16 protein-coding genes are annotated in these 19,277 nt (G+C 52.7%); 10 read left to right on the top strand and 6 right to left on the bottom strand.

The features are described 5' to 3' along the window. The 10 genes from FDW98_RS21550 to cspA all read left to right on the top strand — a co-directional run. Window positions 1-102: hypothetical protein (locus FDW98_RS21550; protein ID WP_170975229.1), on the top strand; the 102-nt coding region annotated here is incomplete at its 5' end. Window positions 103-331: 229 nt separating this feature from the next. Beyond that, window positions 332-715 (top strand): preprotein translocase subunit SecE, encoded by a 384-nt coding sequence (gene secE / locus FDW98_RS21545; RefSeq protein ID WP_003033128.1) that lies wholly within the window; start codon window positions 332-334, stop codon window positions 713-715. A gap of 1 nt (window position 716) precedes the next feature. Then, window positions 717-1,262: a transcription termination/antitermination protein NusG gene (gene nusG, locus FDW98_RS21540; protein WP_003033125.1), complete on the top strand. Its 546-nt coding sequence runs from the start codon at window positions 717-719 to the stop codon at window positions 1,260-1,262. Window positions 1,263-1,417: 155 nt separating this feature from the next. After that, complete coding sequence (gene rplK, locus FDW98_RS21535; RefSeq protein ID WP_003033122.1) at window positions 1,418-1,846, top strand: 50S ribosomal protein L11; 429 nt, start codon at window positions 1,418-1,420, stop codon at window positions 1,844-1,846. Window positions 1,847-1,849: 3 nt separating this feature from the next. Continuing rightward, window positions 1,850-2,557, top strand: a complete 708-nt coding sequence (gene rplA / locus FDW98_RS21530; RefSeq protein ID WP_096758782.1) for a 50S ribosomal protein L1 — start codon at window positions 1,850-1,852, stop codon at window positions 2,555-2,557. 414 nt (window positions 2,558-2,971) lie between these two features. Further along, window positions 2,972-3,469 (top strand): 50S ribosomal protein L10, encoded by a 498-nt coding sequence (gene rplJ / locus FDW98_RS21525; protein WP_007704673.1) that lies wholly within the window; start codon window positions 2,972-2,974, stop codon window positions 3,467-3,469. 66 nt (window positions 3,470-3,535) lie between these two features. Beyond that, window positions 3,536-3,901, top strand: a complete 366-nt coding sequence (gene rplL / locus FDW98_RS21520; protein WP_049842133.1) for a 50S ribosomal protein L7/L12 — start codon at window positions 3,536-3,538, stop codon at window positions 3,899-3,901. A 320-nt stretch (window positions 3,902-4,221) separates the two neighbouring features. Beyond that, a complete protein-coding gene (gene rpoB / locus FDW98_RS21515; protein WP_096758781.1) occupies window positions 4,222-8,250 on the top strand; it encodes a DNA-directed RNA polymerase subunit beta in 4,029 nt (1,342 codons plus the stop codon). Window positions 8,251-8,326: 76 nt separating this feature from the next. Beyond that, window positions 8,327-12,550, top strand: a complete 4,224-nt coding sequence (gene rpoC / locus FDW98_RS21510) for a DNA-directed RNA polymerase subunit beta' (protein WP_096758780.1) — start codon at window positions 8,327-8,329, stop codon at window positions 12,548-12,550. 956 nt (window positions 12,551-13,506) lie between these two features. Next, the gene (gene cspA / locus FDW98_RS21505) at window positions 13,507-13,719 is read left to right on the top strand and encodes an RNA chaperone/antiterminator CspA (protein WP_096758779.1); all 213 of its coding nucleotides are present in this window, start codon (window positions 13,507-13,509) and stop codon (window positions 13,717-13,719) included. Window positions 13,720-13,837: 118 nt separating this feature from the next. Here the strand turns inward: cspA and thiH are convergent, their stop codons facing one another. Genes thiH through thiC form a run of 6 tightly spaced genes read right to left on the bottom strand, consistent with a single transcriptional unit; the run spans window position 13,838 to window position 19,202 of the window. Next, window positions 13,838-14,968: a 2-iminoacetate synthase ThiH gene (gene thiH / locus FDW98_RS21500; protein ID WP_096758778.1), complete on the bottom strand. Its 1,131-nt coding sequence runs from the start codon at window positions 14,966-14,968 to the stop codon at window positions 13,838-13,840. Beyond that, window positions 14,965-15,735: a thiazole synthase gene (gene thiG / locus FDW98_RS21495; protein WP_115259736.1), complete on the bottom strand. Its 771-nt coding sequence runs from the start codon at window positions 15,733-15,735 to the stop codon at window positions 14,965-14,967. Before thiG ends, thiH begins: the two co-directional genes overlap by 4 nt. 1 nt (window position 15,736) lies before the next feature. After that, complete coding sequence (gene thiS / locus FDW98_RS21490) at window positions 15,737-15,937, bottom strand: sulfur carrier protein ThiS (RefSeq protein ID WP_096758776.1); 201 nt, start codon at window positions 15,935-15,937, stop codon at window positions 15,737-15,739. Beyond that, complete coding sequence (locus tag FDW98_RS21485; protein WP_096758775.1) at window positions 15,918-16,676, bottom strand: HesA/MoeB/ThiF family protein; 759 nt, start codon at window positions 16,674-16,676, stop codon at window positions 15,918-15,920. The genes thiS and FDW98_RS21485 overlap by 20 nt, the downstream gene beginning before the upstream one ends. Next, a complete protein-coding gene (gene thiE, locus FDW98_RS21480; RefSeq protein ID WP_096758774.1) occupies window positions 16,669-17,304 on the bottom strand; it encodes a thiamine phosphate synthase in 636 nt (211 codons plus the stop codon). Before thiE ends, FDW98_RS21485 begins: the two co-directional genes overlap by 8 nt. Then, window positions 17,304-19,202 (bottom strand): phosphomethylpyrimidine synthase ThiC, encoded by a 1,899-nt coding sequence (gene thiC, locus FDW98_RS21475; RefSeq protein WP_096758773.1) that lies wholly within the window; start codon window positions 19,200-19,202, stop codon window positions 17,304-17,306. Before thiC ends, thiE begins: the two co-directional genes overlap by 1 nt. Between the last annotated feature and the right edge of the window lie 75 nt (window positions 19,203-19,277).

Here is a 19,277-nt window from a genome sequence, read left to right as displayed (position 1 = left end):
ACCCTGATCCACCCGATCGCGATGGACGATGGTCTGCGTTTTGCAATCCGTGAAGGCGGTCGTACCGTTGGCGCAGGCGTTGTTGCCAAAGTAATGAGCTAATTGCTGATATTATTTGACGCAATGCGCAATAAAAGGGCATCATTTGATGCCCTTTTTATACGCTGTCGAACCAGAACCTGGCTCATCAGTGATTTTTTTTGCCATAATCATTGCTGAGACAGGCTCTGAAGAGGGCGTTTAGTCCGAAACGCACCAGAGCATTTCGGTTTGGATTGCCTCGCTTACGCGGGGTGAAAATGTTTGTAGAATACTTCTGACAGGTTGGTTTATGAGTGCGAATACCGAAGCTCAAGGAAGCGGGCGCGGCCTGGAAGCGATGAAGTGGGTTGTTGTCGCTGTATTGCTGCTTGTAGCTATCGTGGGCAACTACCTTTATCGTGACATGATGCTGCCGTTGCGTGCGCTGGCCGTAGTGATTCTAATTGCTGCAGCGGGTGGTGTCGCGCTGTTGACAACAAAAGGTAAAGCGACCGTTGCTTTTGCCCGTGAAGCGAGAACCGAAGTCCGTAAGGTCATTTGGCCGACTCGCCAGGAAACATTGCACACCACGTTGATTGTGGCTGCGGTTACCGCAGTTATGTCACTGATCCTGTGGGGACTGGATGGTATTCTGGTTCGCCTGGTATCCTTTATCACTGGCCTGAGGTTCTAAGATGTCTGAAGCCCCTAAAAAGCGCTGGTACGTCGTTCAGGCGTTTTCCGGTTTTGAAGGCCGCGTAGCCACATCGCTGCGTGAGTATATCAAGTTACAAAATATGGAAGAGTTGTTTGGCGAAGTCATGGTACCGACCGAAGAAGTGGTCGAAATCCGTGGTGGCCAGCGTCGCAAAAGCGAACGTAAATTCTTCCCGGGCTACGTACTGGTTCAGATGGTCATGAACGATGCGAGCTGGCACCTGGTGCGCAGCGTGCCGCGTGTGATGGGCTTCATCGGCGGTACGTCTGACCGTCCAGCTCCGATCAGCGACAAAGAAGTTGATGCGATCATGAACCGCCTGCAGCAGGTTGGCGATAAGCCACGTCCGAAAACGATGTTTGAACCGGGCGAAATGGTTCGCGTTAGCGACGGTCCGTTTGCTGACTTTAACGGCGTAGTTGAAGAAGTGGATTATGAGAAGTCTCGTCTGAAGGTTTCCGTATCTATCTTCGGTCGTGCAACGCCGGTTGAGCTGGACTTCGCTCAGGTTGAGAAAGCCTAACAAGTCGATCAAAAAAGCGGCGATTTAATCGTTGCACAAGGCGCGAGATTGGAATACAATTTCGCGCCTTTTGTTTTTATGGATAGCATCCGTAAAACGAATTTTATCACGGGGAGCCTTTTTGAGGCGCTATAACCCAACTAGAGGAATTTAGAATGGCTAAGAAAGTCCAAGCCTATGTCAAGCTGCAGGTTGCAGCTGGTATGGCTAACCCGAGCCCGCCGGTAGGTCCAGCACTGGGTCAACAAGGCGTGAACATCATGGAATTCTGCAAAGCGTTTAACGCAAAAACTGATTCTATGGAGAAAGGTCTGCCGATCCCGGTTGTTATCACCGTTTACGCTGACCGTTCTTTCACTTTCGTTACCAAAACGCCTCCGGCAGCAGTTCTGCTGAAGAAAGCGGCTGGTATCAAGTCTGGTTCCGGTAAGCCGAACAAAGACAAAGTGGGTAAAATTTCCCGCGCCCAGCTGCAGGAAATCGCGCAGACCAAAGCTGCCGACATGACTGGTTCCGACATTGAAGCGATGACTCGCTCCATTGAAGGTACTGCACGTTCCATGGGCCTGGTAGTGGAGGATTAAGAAATGGCTAAACTGACCAAGCGTATGCGCGTGATCCGTGACAAAGTTGATACAACTAAACAGTATGATATCAACGAAGCTATTGCTCTGCTGAAAGAGCTGGCCACTGCTAAATTCGTAGAAAGCGTTGACGTTGCCGTTAACCTCGGTATCGATGCTCGTAAATCTGACCAGAACGTACGTGGTGCAACTGTACTGCCGCACGGTACTGGCCGTTCCGTTCGCGTAGCCGTATTTGCCCAGGGCGCAAACGCTGAAGCTGCTAAAGCTGCTGGCGCTGAACTGGTAGGTATGGAAGATCTGGCTGACCAGATCAAGAAAGGCGAAATGAACTTTGACGTTGTTATTGCTTCCCCGGATGCAATGCGCGTTGTTGGCCAGCTGGGCCAGGTTCTGGGTCCGCGTGGCCTGATGCCAAACCCGAAAGTTGGTACTGTAACCCCTAACGTTGCTGAAGCGGTTAAGAACGCTAAAGCGGGTCAGGTTCGTTACCGTAACGACAAAAACGGCATCATCCACACTACCATCGGTAAAGTGGATTTTGACGCTGACAAACTGAAAGAAAACCTGGAATCTCTGCTGGTTGCGCTGAAAAAAGCGAAACCGACTCAGGCTAAAGGCGTGTACATCAAGAAAGTTAGCATCTCCACCACCATGGGTGCTGGTGTTGCCGTTGATCAGTCCGGTCTGACCGCGACTGTGGCGAACTAATATTCGCCTTTACGTGGGCGGTGATTTTGTCTACAATCTTACCCCCACGTTTCTGCTAATTGCAGACGTATATCCAAGATATTCAGGCTGTGGCAAGGCGACAACTGAGTGAATCGCCAGGAGCATAGTTAACTATGTGACTGGTGTGAACGAAGGCAGTCAACGCCGTCACAGATTGAATAGCGACAGATAGACAAGATTTGTTCGTTGGAGCCTGGCCTATCCAGGCCTCCGTCGAAGACCGCAGGTGTTTCGAAAGAAGCTTAATGCCCTGCGTAGACGGTGACAGAACGCTAAGATTATTTCTGATACTCTGGCTTGTTTCTGCTCACCGTATTAAGACGCTCTGTCCGTTGGGAAGAGTGAAGTGAGTTCCGGGACATGAGTCCCGGCAAACATCCAGGAGCAAAGCTAATGGCTTTAAATCTTCAAGACAAACAAGCGATTGTTGCTGAAGTCAGCGAAGTAGCCAAAGGCGCGCTGTCTGCAGTAGTTGCGGATTCCCGTGGCGTTACTGTAGACAAAATGACTGAACTGCGTAAAGCAGGTCGCGAAGCCGGCGTATACATGCGTGTTGTTCGTAACACCCTGCTGCGCCGTGTTGTTGAAGGTACTCAGTTCGAGTGCCTGAAAGACGCGTTCGTTGGTCCGACCCTGATTGCATATTCTATGGAACACCCGGGCGCAGCTGCTCGTCTGTTCAAAGATTTCGCGAAAGCGAATGCAAAATTTGAGGTCAAAGCCGCAGCCTTTGAAGGTGAATTGATCCCGGCATCGCAAATCGATCGCCTGGCAACTCTGCCGACCTACGAAGAAGCAATTGCACGCCTGATGGCAACCATGAAAGAAGCTTCGGCTGGCAAACTGGTTCGCACTCTGGCTGCTGTTCGCGATGCGAAAGAAGCTGCTTAATCGCAGTTATCTTTATTAAGCATCTGCTTACGTATAAACTTATTCTGATTTTCAGGAACAATTTAAATGTCTATCACTAAAGATCAAATCATTGAAGCAGTATCCGCTATGTCCGTAATGGACGTTGTAGAACTGATTTCTGCAATGGAAGAAAAATTCGGTGTTTCTGCTGCTGCTGCTGTAGCTGTAGCTGCGGGCCCGGCTGAAGCTGCTGAAGAAAAAACTGAATTCGACGTGATTCTGAAAGGTATCGGCGCGAACAAAGTTGCAGTAATCAAAGCAGTACGTGGCGCAACTGGCCTGGGTCTGAAAGAAGCTAAAGACCTGGTAGAATCTGCTCCGGCCGCTCTGAAAGAAGGCGTGAGCAAAGATGACGCTGAAGCACTGAAAAAATCTCTGGAAGAAGCTGGCGCTGAAGTTGAAGTTAAATAAGCCAACTTTTCTAGTTGCAGCCTAAGAAATTAGGCTGATGGCTGGTGACTTTTTAGTCACCAGCCTTTTTGCGCTGTAAGGCGCCAGTAGCATTTCACACTGTTTGACTACTGTTGTGCCTTTCAATGTTTGTTTCTATCGACGCCTTAATATATTGCGACAGAGCCTCCGCTCTGTGTAAATCGCAACGAAATGGTTTAAGCGTGATAGCAACAGGCATTGCGGAAAGTATTCGATTTTCCGGTCAACAAAATAGTGTTGCACAAACTGTCCCTTCGTCGGACAGATGGGTCGACTTGTCAGCGAGCTGAGGAACCCTAATGGTTTACTCCTATACCGAGAAAAAACGTATTCGTAAGGATTTTGGTAAACGTCCGCAAGTGTTGGACATACCTTATCTCCTTTCTATCCAGCTTGACTCGTTTCAGAAGTTCATCGAGCAAGATCCTGAAGGGCAGTATGGTCTGGAAGCAGCTTTCCGTTCCGTTTTCCCTATTAAAAGCTATAGCGGTAATTCTGAGCTGCAGTACGTCAGCTACCGCCTTGGCGAACCTGTTTTTGACGTTCAGGAATGTCAGATCCGTGGCGTGACTTATTCCGCACCGCTGCGCGTCAAACTGCGTCTGGTGATCTACGAGCGCGAAGCGCCGGAAGGCACCGTAAAAGACATTAAAGAACAAGAAGTCTACATGGGTGAAATTCCACTCATGACTGACAACGGTACCTTTGTCATCAACGGTACCGAGCGTGTTATTGTTTCCCAGTTGCACCGTAGCCCAGGCGTCTTCTTTGACTCCGATAAGGGTAAAACCCACTCTTCGGGTAAAGTGCTTTATAACGCGCGTATCATTCCTTACCGTGGTTCCTGGCTGGATTTCGAATTCGATCCGAAGGACAACCTGTTCGTACGTATTGACCGTCGCCGCAAACTGCCAGCGACCATTATTCTGCGTGCGCTGCAGTACACCACTGAACAGATCCTTGACCTGTTCTTTGAGAAAGTTGTCTTCGAAATTCGTGACAACAAGCTGCAGATGGAACTGGTGCCGGAACGCCTGCGTGGTGAAACCGCCTCCTTTGATATCGAAGCCAACGGCAAAATCTACGTCGAAAAAGGTCGTCGCATCACTGCGCGCCATATTCGTCAGCTGGAAAAAGACGATATCAAGCTTATCGAAGTTCCAGTTGAGTACATCGCGGGCAAAGTTGCGGCTAAAGACTACGTTGACGCATCAACCGGTGAGCTGATTTGCGCAGCGAACATGGAGCTGAGCCTGGATCTGCTGGCTAAGCTGAGCCAGTCTGGTCACAAGCGTATCGAAACGCTGTTTACCAACGATCTGGATCACGGTGCATATATTTCTGAAACTATACGCGTCGACCCAACCAACGATCGTCTGAGCGCGCTGGTAGAAATCTACCGTATGATGCGCCCTGGTGAGCCGCCGACTCGCGAAGCTGCTGAAAGCCTGTTCGAGAACCTGTTCTTCTCCGAAGACCGCTATGACTTGTCTGCGGTTGGTCGTATGAAGTTCAACCGTTCTCTGCTGCGTGACGAGATCGAAGGTTCCGGTATCCTGAGCAAAGACGACATCATCGAAGTGATGAAGAAGCTCATCGATATCCGTAACGGTAAAGGCGAAGTCGATGATATCGACCACCTCGGTAACCGTCGTATCCGTTCCGTTGGCGAAATGGCGGAAAACCAGTTCCGCGTTGGCCTGGTACGTGTAGAGCGTGCGGTGAAAGAGCGTCTGTCTCTGGGCGATCTGGATACCCTGATGCCTCAGGATATGATCAACGCCAAGCCGATTTCTGCCGCAGTGAAAGAGTTCTTCGGTTCCAGCCAGCTGTCTCAGTTTATGGACCAGAACAACCCGCTGTCTGAGATTACGCACAAGCGTCGTATCTCTGCCCTCGGCCCAGGCGGTTTGACCCGTGAACGTGCAGGCTTCGAAGTTCGAGACGTACACCCGACTCACTACGGTCGCGTATGTCCAATCGAAACCCCTGAAGGTCCGAACATCGGTCTGATCAACTCCCTGTCCGTGTACGCACAGACTAACGAATATGGCTTCCTTGAGACGCCGTATCGTAAAGTGACTGACGGTGTTGTTACCGACGAAATTCATTACTTGTCTGCTATCGAAGAAGGCAACTACGTTATCGCTCAGGCGAACTCCAACCTGGATGACGAAGGCCACTTTGTAGAAGACCTGGTAACATGTCGTAGCAAAGGCGAATCCAGCTTGTTCAGCCGTGACCAGGTTGACTACATGGACGTATCCACCCAGCAGGTGGTATCCGTCGGTGCGTCCCTGATCCCGTTCCTGGAACACGATGACGCCAACCGTGCATTGATGGGTGCGAACATGCAACGTCAGGCGGTTCCGACTCTGCGTGCTGATAAGCCGCTGGTTGGTACCGGTATGGAGCGTGCTGTTGCCGTTGACTCCGGTGTTACTGCTGTTGCTAAGCGTGGCGGTACCGTTCAGTACGTTGATGCTTCCCGTATCGTTATCAAAGTTAACGAAGACGAGATGCATGCGGGTGAAGCGGGTATCGACATCTATAACCTGACCAAATACACCCGTTCTAACCAGAACACCTGTATCAACCAGATGCCGTGTGTCTCTCTGGGCGAGCCGGTTGAACGTGGTGATGTGCTGGCAGACGGTCCGTCCACCGACCTTGGTGAACTGGCTTTGGGTCAGAACATGCGCGTGGCATTCATGCCATGGAACGGTTACAACTTCGAAGACTCCATCCTCGTTTCCGAGCGTGTTGTTCAGGAAGACCGTTTCACTACCATCCACATTCAGGAACTGGCATGTGTGTCCCGTGACACCAAGCTGGGGCCGGAAGAGATCACCGCTGATATCCCGAACGTGGGTGAAGCAGCGCTCTCCAAACTGGATGAGTCCGGTATCGTTTACATTGGTGCAGAAGTCACCGGCGGCGACATTCTGGTAGGTAAGGTAACGCCGAAAGGTGAAACCCAGCTGACCCCAGAAGAGAAGCTGCTGCGTGCCATCTTCGGTGAGAAAGCGTCTGATGTTAAAGACTCTTCTCTGCGTGTACCAAACGGTGTTTCCGGTACGATTATCGACGTGCAGGTCTTTACTCGCGATGGCGTAGAAAAAGACAAACGTGCGCTGGAAATCGAAGAGATGCAGTTGAAGCAGGCGAAGAAAGACCTGTCTGAAGAACTGCAGATCCTCGAAGCTGGCCTGTTTAGCCGTATCTACGCGGTGCTGGTTGCCGGTGGCGTTGAAGCTGAGAAGCTCGACAAACTGCCGCGCGATCGCTGGCTGGAACTCGGCCTGACCGACGAAGAGAAACAAAATCAGCTGGAACAGCTGGCTGAGCAGTACGACGAACTGAAACACGAATTCGAGAAAAAACTCGAAGCGAAACGCCGTAAAATCACTCAGGGCGACGATCTGGCACCAGGCGTGCTGAAGATTGTTAAGGTTTATCTGGCGGTTAAACGTCGGATCCAGCCTGGTGACAAAATGGCAGGTCGTCACGGTAACAAGGGTGTTATCTCTAAGATCAACCCGATCGAAGATATGCCACACGATGCTAACGGTACGCCGGTAGATATCGTACTGAACCCGCTGGGCGTACCATCGCGTATGAACATCGGTCAGATCCTTGAGACCCACCTGGGTATGGCTGCGAAAGGTATCGGCGAGAAAATCAACGCCATGCTGAAGCAGCAAGAAGAAGTCGCCAAACTGCGCGAATTCATCCAGCGTGCCTACGATCTGGGTACCGACGTTCGTCAGAAAGTTGACCTGAATACCTTCAGTGATGAAGAAGTTCTGCGTCTGGCTGAAAACCTGAAAAAAGGTATGCCGATCGCAACGCCGGTCTTCGACGGTGCGAAAGAGTCTGAAATCAAGGAACTGTTACAGCTGGGTGGCCTGCCGACTTCTGGTCAGATCACACTGTTCGACGGTCGTACTGGTGAGCAATTCGAGCGCCAGGTTACCGTTGGCTACATGTACATGCTGAAACTGAACCACTTGGTTGATGACAAGATGCACGCGCGTTCTACCGGTTCTTACAGCCTGGTTACTCAGCAGCCGCTGGGTGGTAAGGCTCAGTTCGGTGGTCAGCGCTTCGGGGAGATGGAAGTGTGGGCGCTGGAAGCATATGGCGCGGCATACACCCTGCAGGAAATGCTCACCGTTAAGTCTGATGACGTGAATGGTCGTACCAAGATGTATAAAAACATCGTGGACGGCAACCATCAGATGGAACCAGGCATGCCAGAATCCTTCAACGTACTGTTGAAAGAGATTCGTTCGCTGGGTATCAACATCGAGCTGGAAGACGAGTAACTCTCGCTCAAACAGGTCACTGGTGCCGGGGTAAGACCCGGCGCCAGATTGTGCTAACTCCGACGGGAGCAAATCCGTGAAAGATTTATTAAAGTTTCTGAAAGCGCAGACTAAAACCGAAGAGTTTGATGCGATCAAAATTGCTCTGGCCTCGCCAGACATGATCCGTTCATGGTCTTTCGGTGAAGTTAAGAAGCCGGAAACCATTAACTACCGTACGTTCAAACCTGAGCGTGACGGCCTTTTCTGCGCCCGTATATTTGGGCCAGTAAAAGATTACGAGTGCCTGTGCGGTAAGTACAAGCGCCTGAAACACCGTGGTGTGATCTGTGAGAAGTGCGGCGTTGAAGTGACCCAGACTAAAGTACGCCGTGAGCGTATGGGCCACATCGAGCTGGCGTCTCCGACTGCGCACATCTGGTTCCTGAAATCACTGCCGTCCCGTATCGGTCTGTTGCTCGATATGCCGCTGCGTGATATCGAACGCGTACTGTACTTCGAATCATATGTTGTTATCGAAGGCGGTATGACCAATCTGGAACGTCAACAGATCCTGACTGAAGAGCAGTATCTGGACGCGCTGGAAGAGTTCGGTGACGAATTCGACGCGAAGATGGGTGCGGAAGCTATCCAGGCCCTGCTGAAGAGCATGGATCTGGAGCAAGAGTGTGAAACTCTGCGCGAAGAGCTGAACGAAACCAACTCCGAAACCAAGCGTAAGAAGCTGACCAAGCGTATCAAACTGCTGGAAGCGTTCGTACAGTCTGGCAACAAGCCAGAGTGGATGATCCTGACCGTTCTGCCGGTTCTGCCGCCAGATCTGCGTCCGCTGGTTCCGCTGGATGGTGGTCGTTTTGCGACTTCTGACCTGAACGATCTGTATCGTCGCGTCATTAACCGTAACAACCGTCTGAAACGTCTGCTGGATCTGGCTGCGCCAGATATCATCGTACGTAACGAAAAACGTATGCTGCAGGAAGCGGTTGACGCCCTGTTGGATAACGGTCGTCGCGGTCGTGCGATCACCGGTTCTAACAAACGTCCTCTGAAATCTTTGGCCGATATGATCAAAGGTAAGCAGGGTCGTTTCCGTCAGAACCTGCTCGGTAAGCGTGTTGACTACTCCGGTCGTTCTGTTATCACCGTAGGTCCATACCTGCGTCTGCATCAGTGCGGCCTGCCGAAGAAAATGGCACTGGAACTGTTCAAACCGTTCATCTACGGCAAGCTGGAACTGCGTGGCCTCGCCACCACCATTAAAGCCGCTAAGAAAATGGTTGAGCGTGAAGAAGCTGTCGTTTGGGATATCCTGGACGAAGTTATCCGCGAACACCCGGTACTGCTGAACCGTGCACCAACACTGCACCGTCTGGGTATCCAGGCATTTGAACCGGTACTGATCGAAGGTAAAGCTATCCAGCTGCACCCGCTGGTTTGTGCGGCATATAACGCCGACTTCGATGGTGACCAGATGGCTGTTCACGTACCGCTGACGCTGGAAGCCCAGCTCGAAGCGCGTGCGCTGATGATGTCTACCAACAACATCCTGTCCCCGGCGAACGGCGAACCTATCATCGTTCCGTCTCAGGACGTTGTATTGGGTCTGTACTACATGACCCGTGACTGTGTTAACGCCAAAGGCGAAGGCATGGTGCTGACTGGCCCGAAAGAAGCTGAGCGTATCTATCGCGCTGGCCTGGCCTCTCTGCATGCGCGCGTTAAAGTGCGTATCACCGAATACGAAAAAGATGAAAACGGCGAATTCGTTGCGCATACCAGCATTAAAGACACGACCGTTGGCCGTGCTATTTTGTGGATGATCGTACCGAAAGGTCTGCCTTTCTCCATCGTCAACCAGGCGCTGGGTAAGAAAGCTATCTCCAAAATGCTGAACACCTGTTACCGCATTTTGGGCCTGAAGCCGACCGTTATCTTCGCTGACCAGACCATGTACACCGGCTTTGCCTATGCAGCGCGCTCAGGCGCATCTGTTGGTATTGACGACATGGTTATCCCAGAGAAGAAATACGAGATCATCTCAGAAGCGGAAGCTGAAGTTGCTGAGATCCAGGAGCAGTTCCAGTCTGGTCTGGTTACCGCGGGCGAACGCTACAACAAAGTTATCGATATCTGGGCTGCGGCGAACGATCGTGTATCCAAAGCGATGATGGACAACCTGCAAACCGAAACTGTTATTAACCGTGACGGCGTCGAAGAGCAGCAGGTTTCCTTCAACAGCATCTACATGATGGCCGACTCCGGTGCGCGTGGTTCTGCAGCACAGATTCGTCAGCTGGCAGGTATGCGTGGTCTGATGGCGAAGCCGGATGGCTCCATCATCGAAACGCCAATCACCGCGAACTTCCGTGAAGGTCTGAACGTACTCCAGTACTTCATCTCTACTCACGGTGCGCGTAAAGGTCTGGCGGATACCGCACTGAAAACAGCAAACTCCGGTTATCTGACACGTCGTCTGGTTGACGTCGCGCAGGATCTGGTTGTGACTGAAGATGACTGCGGCACCCTGGAAGGCATCACCATGACCCCGGTTATCGAGGGTGGTGACGTTAAAGAGCCGCTGCGCGATCGCGTATTGGGTCGTGTGACTGCTGAAGACGTTCTGAAGCCGGGCACCGCGGATATTCTGGTTCCACGCAACACGCTGCTGCACGAGCACTGGTGTGACCTGCTGGAAGAGAACTCTGTTGACTCCGTCAAAGTACGTTCCGTTGTATCCTGTGACACCGACTTTGGTGTATGTGCGCACTGCTATGGTCGTGACCTGGCACGTGGCCACATCATCAACAAAGGTGAAGCCATCGGCGTTATCGCGGCACAGTCCATCGGTGAACCGGGTACACAGCTGACGATGCGTACGTTCCACATCGGTGGTGCGGCATCTCGTGCGGCTGCTGAATCCAGCATCCAGGTGAAAAACAAAGGTAGCATCCGTCTGAGCAATGCGAAGTCGGTTGTGAACTCTGCCGGTAAACTGGTAGTGACCTCGCGTAACACCGAGCTGAAACTGATCGACGAATTCGGTCGTACCAAAGAGAGCTATAAAGTGCCTTACGGTGCTGTTATGGCGAAAGGCGATGGCGAACAGGTTACTGGCGGCGAAACCGTAGCAAACTGGGATCCGCATACCATGCCTGTCATCACTGAAGTAAGTGGTTTCATCCGCTTCACTGACATGATCGACGGCCAGACCATTACTCGTCAGACCGACGAGCTGACCGGTCTGTCTTCTCTGGTGGTTCTGGATTCTGCAGAGCGTACTGCAGGTGGTAAAGACCTGCGTCCGGCACTGAAAATTGTTGATGCTAACGGTAACGACGTTCTGATCCCAGGTACCGATATGCCTGCGCAGTACTTCCTGCCGGGTAAAGCAATCGTCCAGCTGGAAGATGGTATCCAGATCAGTGCGGGTGATGCTCTGGCGCGTATTCCTCAGGAATCAAGCGGTACCAAGGACATCACCGGTGGTCTGCCACGCGTTGCGGATCTGTTCGAAGCACGTCGTCCGAAAGAGCCCGCTATCCTTGCGGAAATCAGCGGCATCATTTCCTTCGGTAAAGAAACCAAAGGGAAACGTCGTCTGGTTATCACCCCGTTAGACGGCAGCGAACCGTACGAAGAGATGATTCCGAAATGGCGTCAGCTCAACGTGTTCGAAGGTGAACGTGTAGAACGTGGTGACGTGGTTTCCGACGGTCCGGAAGCACCGCACGACATCCTGCGTCTTCGTGGCGTACACGCGGTAACGCGTTACATCACCAACGAAGTTCAGGACGTTTACCGTCTGCAAGGCGTTAAGATTAACGATAAACACATTGAAGTTATCGTTCGTCAGATGCTGCGTAAAGCGACCATTGACAGTGCTGGTAGCTCCGACTTCCTGGAAGGCGAACAGGTTGAATACTCCCGCGTCAAGATTGCTAACCGCGATCTGGAAGCGAACGGCAAAGTTGCGGCAACTTACTCTCGCGACCTGCTGGGTATCACCAAAGCGTCTCTGGCAACCGAATCGTTCATCTCTGCCGCATCGTTCCAGGAGACCACGCGTGTCCTGACCGAAGCAGCCGTTGCGGGTAAACGCGACGAACTGCGTGGCCTGAAAGAGAACGTTATCGTGGGTCGTCTGATCCCTGCCGGTACCGGTTATGCGTACCACCAGGATCGTATGCGCCGTCGCGCAGCGGGCGAACAGCCGGCAGCGCCTCAGGTTACTGCGGAAGATGCGTCTGCCAGCCTGGCAGAACTGCTGAACGCAGGTCTGGGCGGTTCTAACAACGATTAATCGTTGCTGACCGTAATGAAAAACCCGCCTCGGCGGGTTTTTTTTTGCCTGACATGCAGTCTTATGAGTACTGTCAATAAAGACATGTCATTAAAAACAGTATTGACACTGTTTTTAAAATCCGTATGTTAATACTTAACAGCAGCGAAAGAGTAGTTAGCTGTTAAAGCAGTAAGAGTTAGTAGAGTTCGATAGGGGGTTTGCGATAAAGGCCACGAAGTATTTTGTTGTATGGGGTAGTCGACGTTGAAGTTATTTTATTTCACATCGACGATGCTTTAAGGCTACGTAGTTGATATATGTAATCGCAAAAAGTAAAGTAAGCGCGACGATGTAAGGCCATGATTTAAAAGTTAATGTTTGCGGTTTTTATGATTGAGCAATCGCAAGGGAAGTCAGGCAACGCATCAAAGAGTATATGTCGCGAGGGGAAGTGTACTTGTTTAGGCCGCCATTCTTGAGTGAATTCATCAAGCTGGCGAAATATGTTTAACGGTAAATAGAGGAAGGTTCGTTAGTAGCATTCTCCAATATTATCTGTGGTAAACGTGTACATTTAAAATGTAGTACAAACAGCAGTATCAAATTGTAAGTCAATTAATGTTAAATCTGAAGTTTGTAGTAACTTAAAGCCCTGGCTGCAACGGTCAGGGCTTTTATTATATATACATCAAGGTGTTATCTTAGGCTCTTAACCAAATCAGCTCAACATTTCACCAGTTAAGGGCATTAAATAAATTAATGCTTGCGTAATGATTAGAAGTAAGGTTACTATAGCTGCATCGGTTTGGAACACAGACCTTATGAAAGCAGTTTTAGTAAAGCAGTTCTCAGTTCAAGCGTTATCCTCAGATACTCTTCTTCATGAGCCTCCTCCTAAGTGCCCAATAAGTTAATTTCTGCAAAACAGGCCATCTTCGCTGCATAAGCGGCTCAAAATATGAAAGGAAGTATCTATGTCTAACAAAATGACTGGTTTAGTAAAATGGTTTAACTCTGAGAAAGGCTTCGGCTTTATCACTCCTCAGGACGGTAGCAAAGATGTGTTTGTGCATTTTTCCGCTATCCAGAGCAACGATTATAAAACCTTAGACGAAGGCCAAAAAGTCGAGTTCTCCGTTGAGAACGGCGCGAAAGGCCCGTCTGCTGTTAACGTTATCGCGCTGTAATCGCCGATAATCTCACCAGCGCTTACGATAGCGATGAAGGCCAGAGCCTGAGCAGATAAGTGATAGTGAATAAAAAAACCCGCGAAAGCGGGTTTTTTCGTTTTTACATCCGGATTCACTACATCTGTGACGCACGTCCGAGAAAACTATCCCAGTCTTTCCACACGGGCTGTAAACCCTGCGCACTGAGTGCTGCGGCAACATCTTCAGGGCGCCGATCATCATGCGGAGAAAACTGTTCCAGCTCCGGGTGATTGTCGGCATAGCCGCCGGGCTGCGTCTTTGAGAAGGCGCTGACGTTATTGATTGCTAGCGGAATGACGTGGTCGCGAAACCACGGTGATTCACGCGTGGAGAGCGACAGCTCGATGTCCGGCGCCAACAAGCGAAACGCACAAATGGTTTGTACCAGTTGACGCTCATCCATAATCGATGCCGGTTCAATACCTCCGGTACATGGGCGCAGGCGTGGGAACGAGATTGAATAACGGCTTTGCCAGTAATGTTGCTGCATCCATAGCAAATGCTCGGCTACCATATAGCAATCAACCCGCCAACTGTCAGACAAGCCAATCAGTGCCCCAAGGCCAATTTTGTCGATACCGGCGTGACCAAGTCGGTCCGGCGTTTCCAGCCGCCAAAAGAAGTCCTGTTTTTTTCCCTTCAGATGGTGCCGGGCATAAGTCGCCTCATGGTAGCTCTCCTGATACACCATCACACCGTCCAGACCGAGTATCTTTAGCTCAGCATATTCAGCAACTGACAGCGGTTGTACCTCCATCTGTAGCGAAGAAAACTGACGACGGATGGCGGGTAAATGGCGGCGAAAATAGTCCATGCCGACTTTCGCCTGATGCTCGCCGGTGACCAGCAACAGATGCTCAAAACCCAGCTCGCGGATCGCCGCACACTCCCGTTGAATCTCTGATTCATCCAAAGTTTTACGCTTGATGCGGTTGCTCATGGAGAAGCCGCAGTAGGAGCAGTCGTTGGCGCACAGATTCGAAAGATACAGCGGCACGTAAAAGCTGACGGTATTACCAAAGCGTTGGCGGGTCAGCTTTTGTGCTCGCTGCGCCAGCGGCTCCAGATAATCGGCGGCGGCTGGCGAGAGCAGCGCCATCAGGTCATCACGACTCAGCTGTGCAGTGTTAAGTGCGCGCTCGACATCGGCGGCGGTTTTGCCGTTAATGCGCAGATGGATATCATCCCACTCCAGCTGTCGCCAGCGATCGCTGAAGGTTTTCATGCTGAGACCTCCAGAAATCCGGTCAATGGGCTGGTGGCGCAAGCATTGGTACTTCGGCTCCCCGGAACGGCCTGACGTGCCAGAAGGCCCGCTTCAACCGCCAGCCGGAACGCCGTCGCCATCATTACCGGGTCGTCCGCTACGGCAATCGCCGTGTTGACCAACACCGCGTCGGCCCCCATTTCCAACGCCTGCGTGGCATGGCTGGGCACACCGATCCCGGCATCAACCACCACTGGGACGGTGGCCTGCTGAATAATGATCTCCAGCATGGCGCGGGTTTCCAGGCCCTGATTTGAGCCAATGGGCGCACCGAGCGGCATGACCGCCGCACAGCCCACTTCTTCCAGCCGCTTGCACAGCACCGGGTCCGCGCCGCAGTAGGGCAGCACCACGAAACCCTGCTTCACCAGCGCCTCGGCGGCTTTCAGCGTTTCGATAGGATCTGGTAACAGCCATCGAGCGTCAGGATGTATTTCTAATTTCAGCCAGTGCGTCCCCAGCGCTTCGCGCGCCAACTGCGCGGCAAAGATAGCTTCATCCGCCGTTTTCGCCCCTGAGGTATTCGGCAGCAGCGTTACCCCTGCCTCGACCAGTGGCACCAAAATGGCATCGTTGTGCTGGCGTAAATCCACGCGCTTCATTGCCAATGTCACCAGTTGGCTACCGGAGGCGCGAATGGCATCGACCATCAGTTGCGATGAGGCAAATTTCCCCGTGCCGGTGAACAGATGTGAATCAAACGTTTTGTCGGCAATACGTAGCATATCAACCCCCTGCAATAACCTGAAAAAGCAGGATCTGGTCGCCTTCCTGCACGATTTGCTGTTCCCACTGCTCGCGCGGCAGGATCTGTTGATTCAGCGCCAGCGCTATCCCCGGCTTGAGCTGATTAAGCTCTGCCAGCAGCGCGCTGATATTTTGCCCCTCGGCACACTGTACTGGCTCATCATTGAATTGGATCTGCATGTTGCCCTCCGCATACCGGACAACCGCGGGCGCGGCGTAACGCCAGGCTACGCCACTGGCTGGTTTTACCATCGAACAGGCGTAATTCACCGCTTAGGGTTTCAATACCGCTGAGAAGTTTGATGGCTTCCAGCGCCTGCAGGGTACCCATGATGCCAACGACCGGACCGACAATGCCTGCGGTACGGCAGTTGCGTTCGGGCTCGATGTCATCCGGCCACAGACAGCGGTAGCAGCCCTGTTCCCACGGCGGCGTCAGCACCATCAATTGGCCACCAAAGCCAACAGCGCTGGCAGTGATAAGCGGTGTATTCAGGGCGACGCAGACGGTATTGATCGCCTGACGCGTCGCCATATTGTCGGTGCAGTCGAGCACCACGTCAGCGCGCGCCACCGCGTGCCTGAGCGCATCGCCTTTCAGGCGCTGCTGTAGCGCGACCAGTTCGATATCCGGGTTGAGCCGTGTCAGTCTCTGTTGGGCCATCTGGGATTTTGACCGGGCGATATCATCCGTCGTGAACAGGATCTGGCGCTGAAGATTACTCAGATGCACGTCGTCGTCGTCCACCAGCGTCAATGTGCCTACTCCCGCCCCCGCCAGATACAGCGCGGCAGGGGAGCCTAATCCGCCCAAGCCAACAATCAGCACGTGGCTGTTGAGCAGCGTCTGCTGGCCCTCTATCGCAATATCACCGAGTAAAATCTGGCGGCTATAGCGCATAAAATCGCGATCATTCATCGCCTGCTCCTGCAATTGAAAGCAGCTGTGACGTGGCGCCTCGCCAGTCAGCGGCCTGCGTGATGGCGCTGACCACCGCAATGCTGCCCACCCCGGTCGCCAGCACAGCCGGTGCCCGCTCGAGGCTGATACCGCCAATGGCGACAGTAGGGTAGTCAGCCAGTCGTTCGATATGCGTGGCGAGTTGTACCAATCCCTGTGGGGCAGATGGCATCTGCTTGGTTTGTGTCGGGAAGACGTGACCCAGTGCGATGTAAGAAGGGCGGGCGGCTAGCGCCACGTCAATCTCCATATCATCGTGGGTGGATACCCCAAGACGTAACCCTGCGGCCTGAATCGCCTTCAGGTCGGTGGTTTCAAGATCTTCCTGGCCCAGATGTACCCCGTAAGCATGGTGTTTAATCGCCAGTCGCCAGTAGTCATTGATAAACAGACGGGCATCGTAGCGACGCCCCAGTTCAATAGCGGCAATCACGTCGGCTTCGACCTCTTCGTCGCGTTTATCTTTGATTCGCAGCTGGATAGTACGTACGCCTGCATCAAGCAAGCGTTCAATCCACGCAATGCTGTCGACCACCGGGTACAGTCCGAGGCGGAAAGGGACCGTTGGGAAATTAGGCTGGTACATCATGCCTCCTCTTTTTTGAGGTAGATTTCACCGCCGTTGGCGCGGAAGTTCTCCGACATACCCGCCATCCCCACTTCGATGGTTTGTGCGGCAGCGTAGTCGCGCACTTCCTGGCTGATTTTCATCGAGCAGAATTTCGGCCCGCACATTGAGCAGAAGTGAGCGACTTTGCCGGACTCCTGTGGCAGGGTTTCATCGTGGTAGGCGCGGGCGGTGAACGGGTCGAGCGCCAGATTAAACTGGTCTTCCCAGCGGAATTCGAAGCGCGCTTTTGACATGGCGTTATCGCGGATCTGCGCACCCGGATGCCCTTTAGCTAAATCGGCGGCATGCGCGGCAATCTTGTAGGTAATCAACCCCTGCTTCACGTCTTCTTTGTTCGGCAGGCCGAGGTGCTCTTTTGGCGTGACGTAGCACAGCATCGCGCAGCCAAACCAGCCAATCATTGCCGCACCAATACCGGAGGTGAAGTGGTCATAGCCTGGGGCGATATCGGTCGTTAATGGCCCTAAAGTGTAGAACGGCGCTTCATGGCAGTGTTCCAGCTCTTCGGTCATGTTGCGCTTAATCATCTGCATCGGTACGTGGCCAGGGCCTTCAATCATCACCTGCACGTCATATTCCCAGGCAATTTTGGTCAGCTCGCCCAGCGTATGCAGCTCTGAGAACTGTGCCTCGTCGTTGGCATCCTGAATAGAGCCCGGACGCAGACCATCACCCAGCGACAGAGAAACGTCATAAGCGGCGCAGATTTCACAGATTTCGTGAAAGTGCTCGTAGAGGAAGTTTTCCTGGTGATGAGAGAGGCACCATTTCGCCATAATCGAACCGCCGCGCGAGACAATACCGGTCAGGCGCCTGGCGGTCATCGGCACGTAGCGCAGCAGTACACCCGCGTGGATAGTGAAATAGTCGACACCCTGTTCGGCCTGCTCCAGCAGCGTATCGCGGAACGCTTCCCAGGTGAGATCTTCGGCGATCCCGTTGACCTTCTCCAGTGCCTGGTAGATCGGTACGGTGCCGATCGGCACCGGGCTGTTTCGCAGGATCCATTCGCGGGTTTCGTGAATATAGCGACCGGTGGACAGGTCCATCACCGTATCCGCCCCCCAGCGCGTGGACCACACCAGCTTTTCCACTTCTTCTTCGATGGAGGAAGTGACCGCTGAGTTACCGATGTTGGCATTGACCTTCACCAGGAAATTACGTCCGATGATCATCGGCTCTGATTCCGGGTGGTTGATGTTGGCGGGGATGATGGCGCGCCCGGCAGCGACTTCATCACGCACGAATTCCGCCGTGATATTTTCCGGCAGGCTGGCGCCAAAGCTCATGCCTGGATGCTGGTGGCGCAGCACTTCACTGCGAATGCGCTCGCGGCCCATATTTTCGCGGATAGCGATAAACTCCATCTCCGGAGTGACGATGCCCTGGCGCGCGTAGTGCAACTGGGTCACGCAGTGGCCGGTTTTGGCGCGCTTAGGCGTCAGCAAGCCGTTGAAACGCAGCTCGTCCAGGCCATCATCGGCCAGGCGCTCTTTGGTATAGGCGGAGCTACGGTCGTCCAGCTCTTCGCTGTCATTACGTGCGGATATCCACGGCTGGCGCAGTTTTGCCAGACCCAGCTGGACGTTAATCGCGATATCCGGATCGCCGTACGGGCCGGAGGTGTCGTACACCGGTATAGGTTCGTTCTCTTCGAACTGTGGGTTGTCTTTTGAACCCCCAGTCAGTGTCGGGCTGAGCTGGATTTCACGCATAGGAATACGGATATCTGGCTGTGAACCAGCAATATAAATACGTTTTGAGTTAGGAAAGGCGGTCCCTTCCAGGGTGTCGATAAAGTGTTGGGCCTGGGCGCGCTGTTCGCGGCGGGATGGTTTAGTAGTGGCAGACATAGCTCATTCCAAAAAAGTAAGGATATGGCTTGTCAGACGACGGATGAAGCAAGAGGGAAGATCGCCCATGGGCGA

The organism is Citrobacter sp. wls711, assembly GCF_005281055.1.
Classification (GTDB): Bacteria; Pseudomonadota; Gammaproteobacteria; order Enterobacterales; family Enterobacteriaceae; genus Citrobacter; species Citrobacter gillenii.
This window is presented reverse-complemented; position numbering and strand designations above follow the sequence as displayed.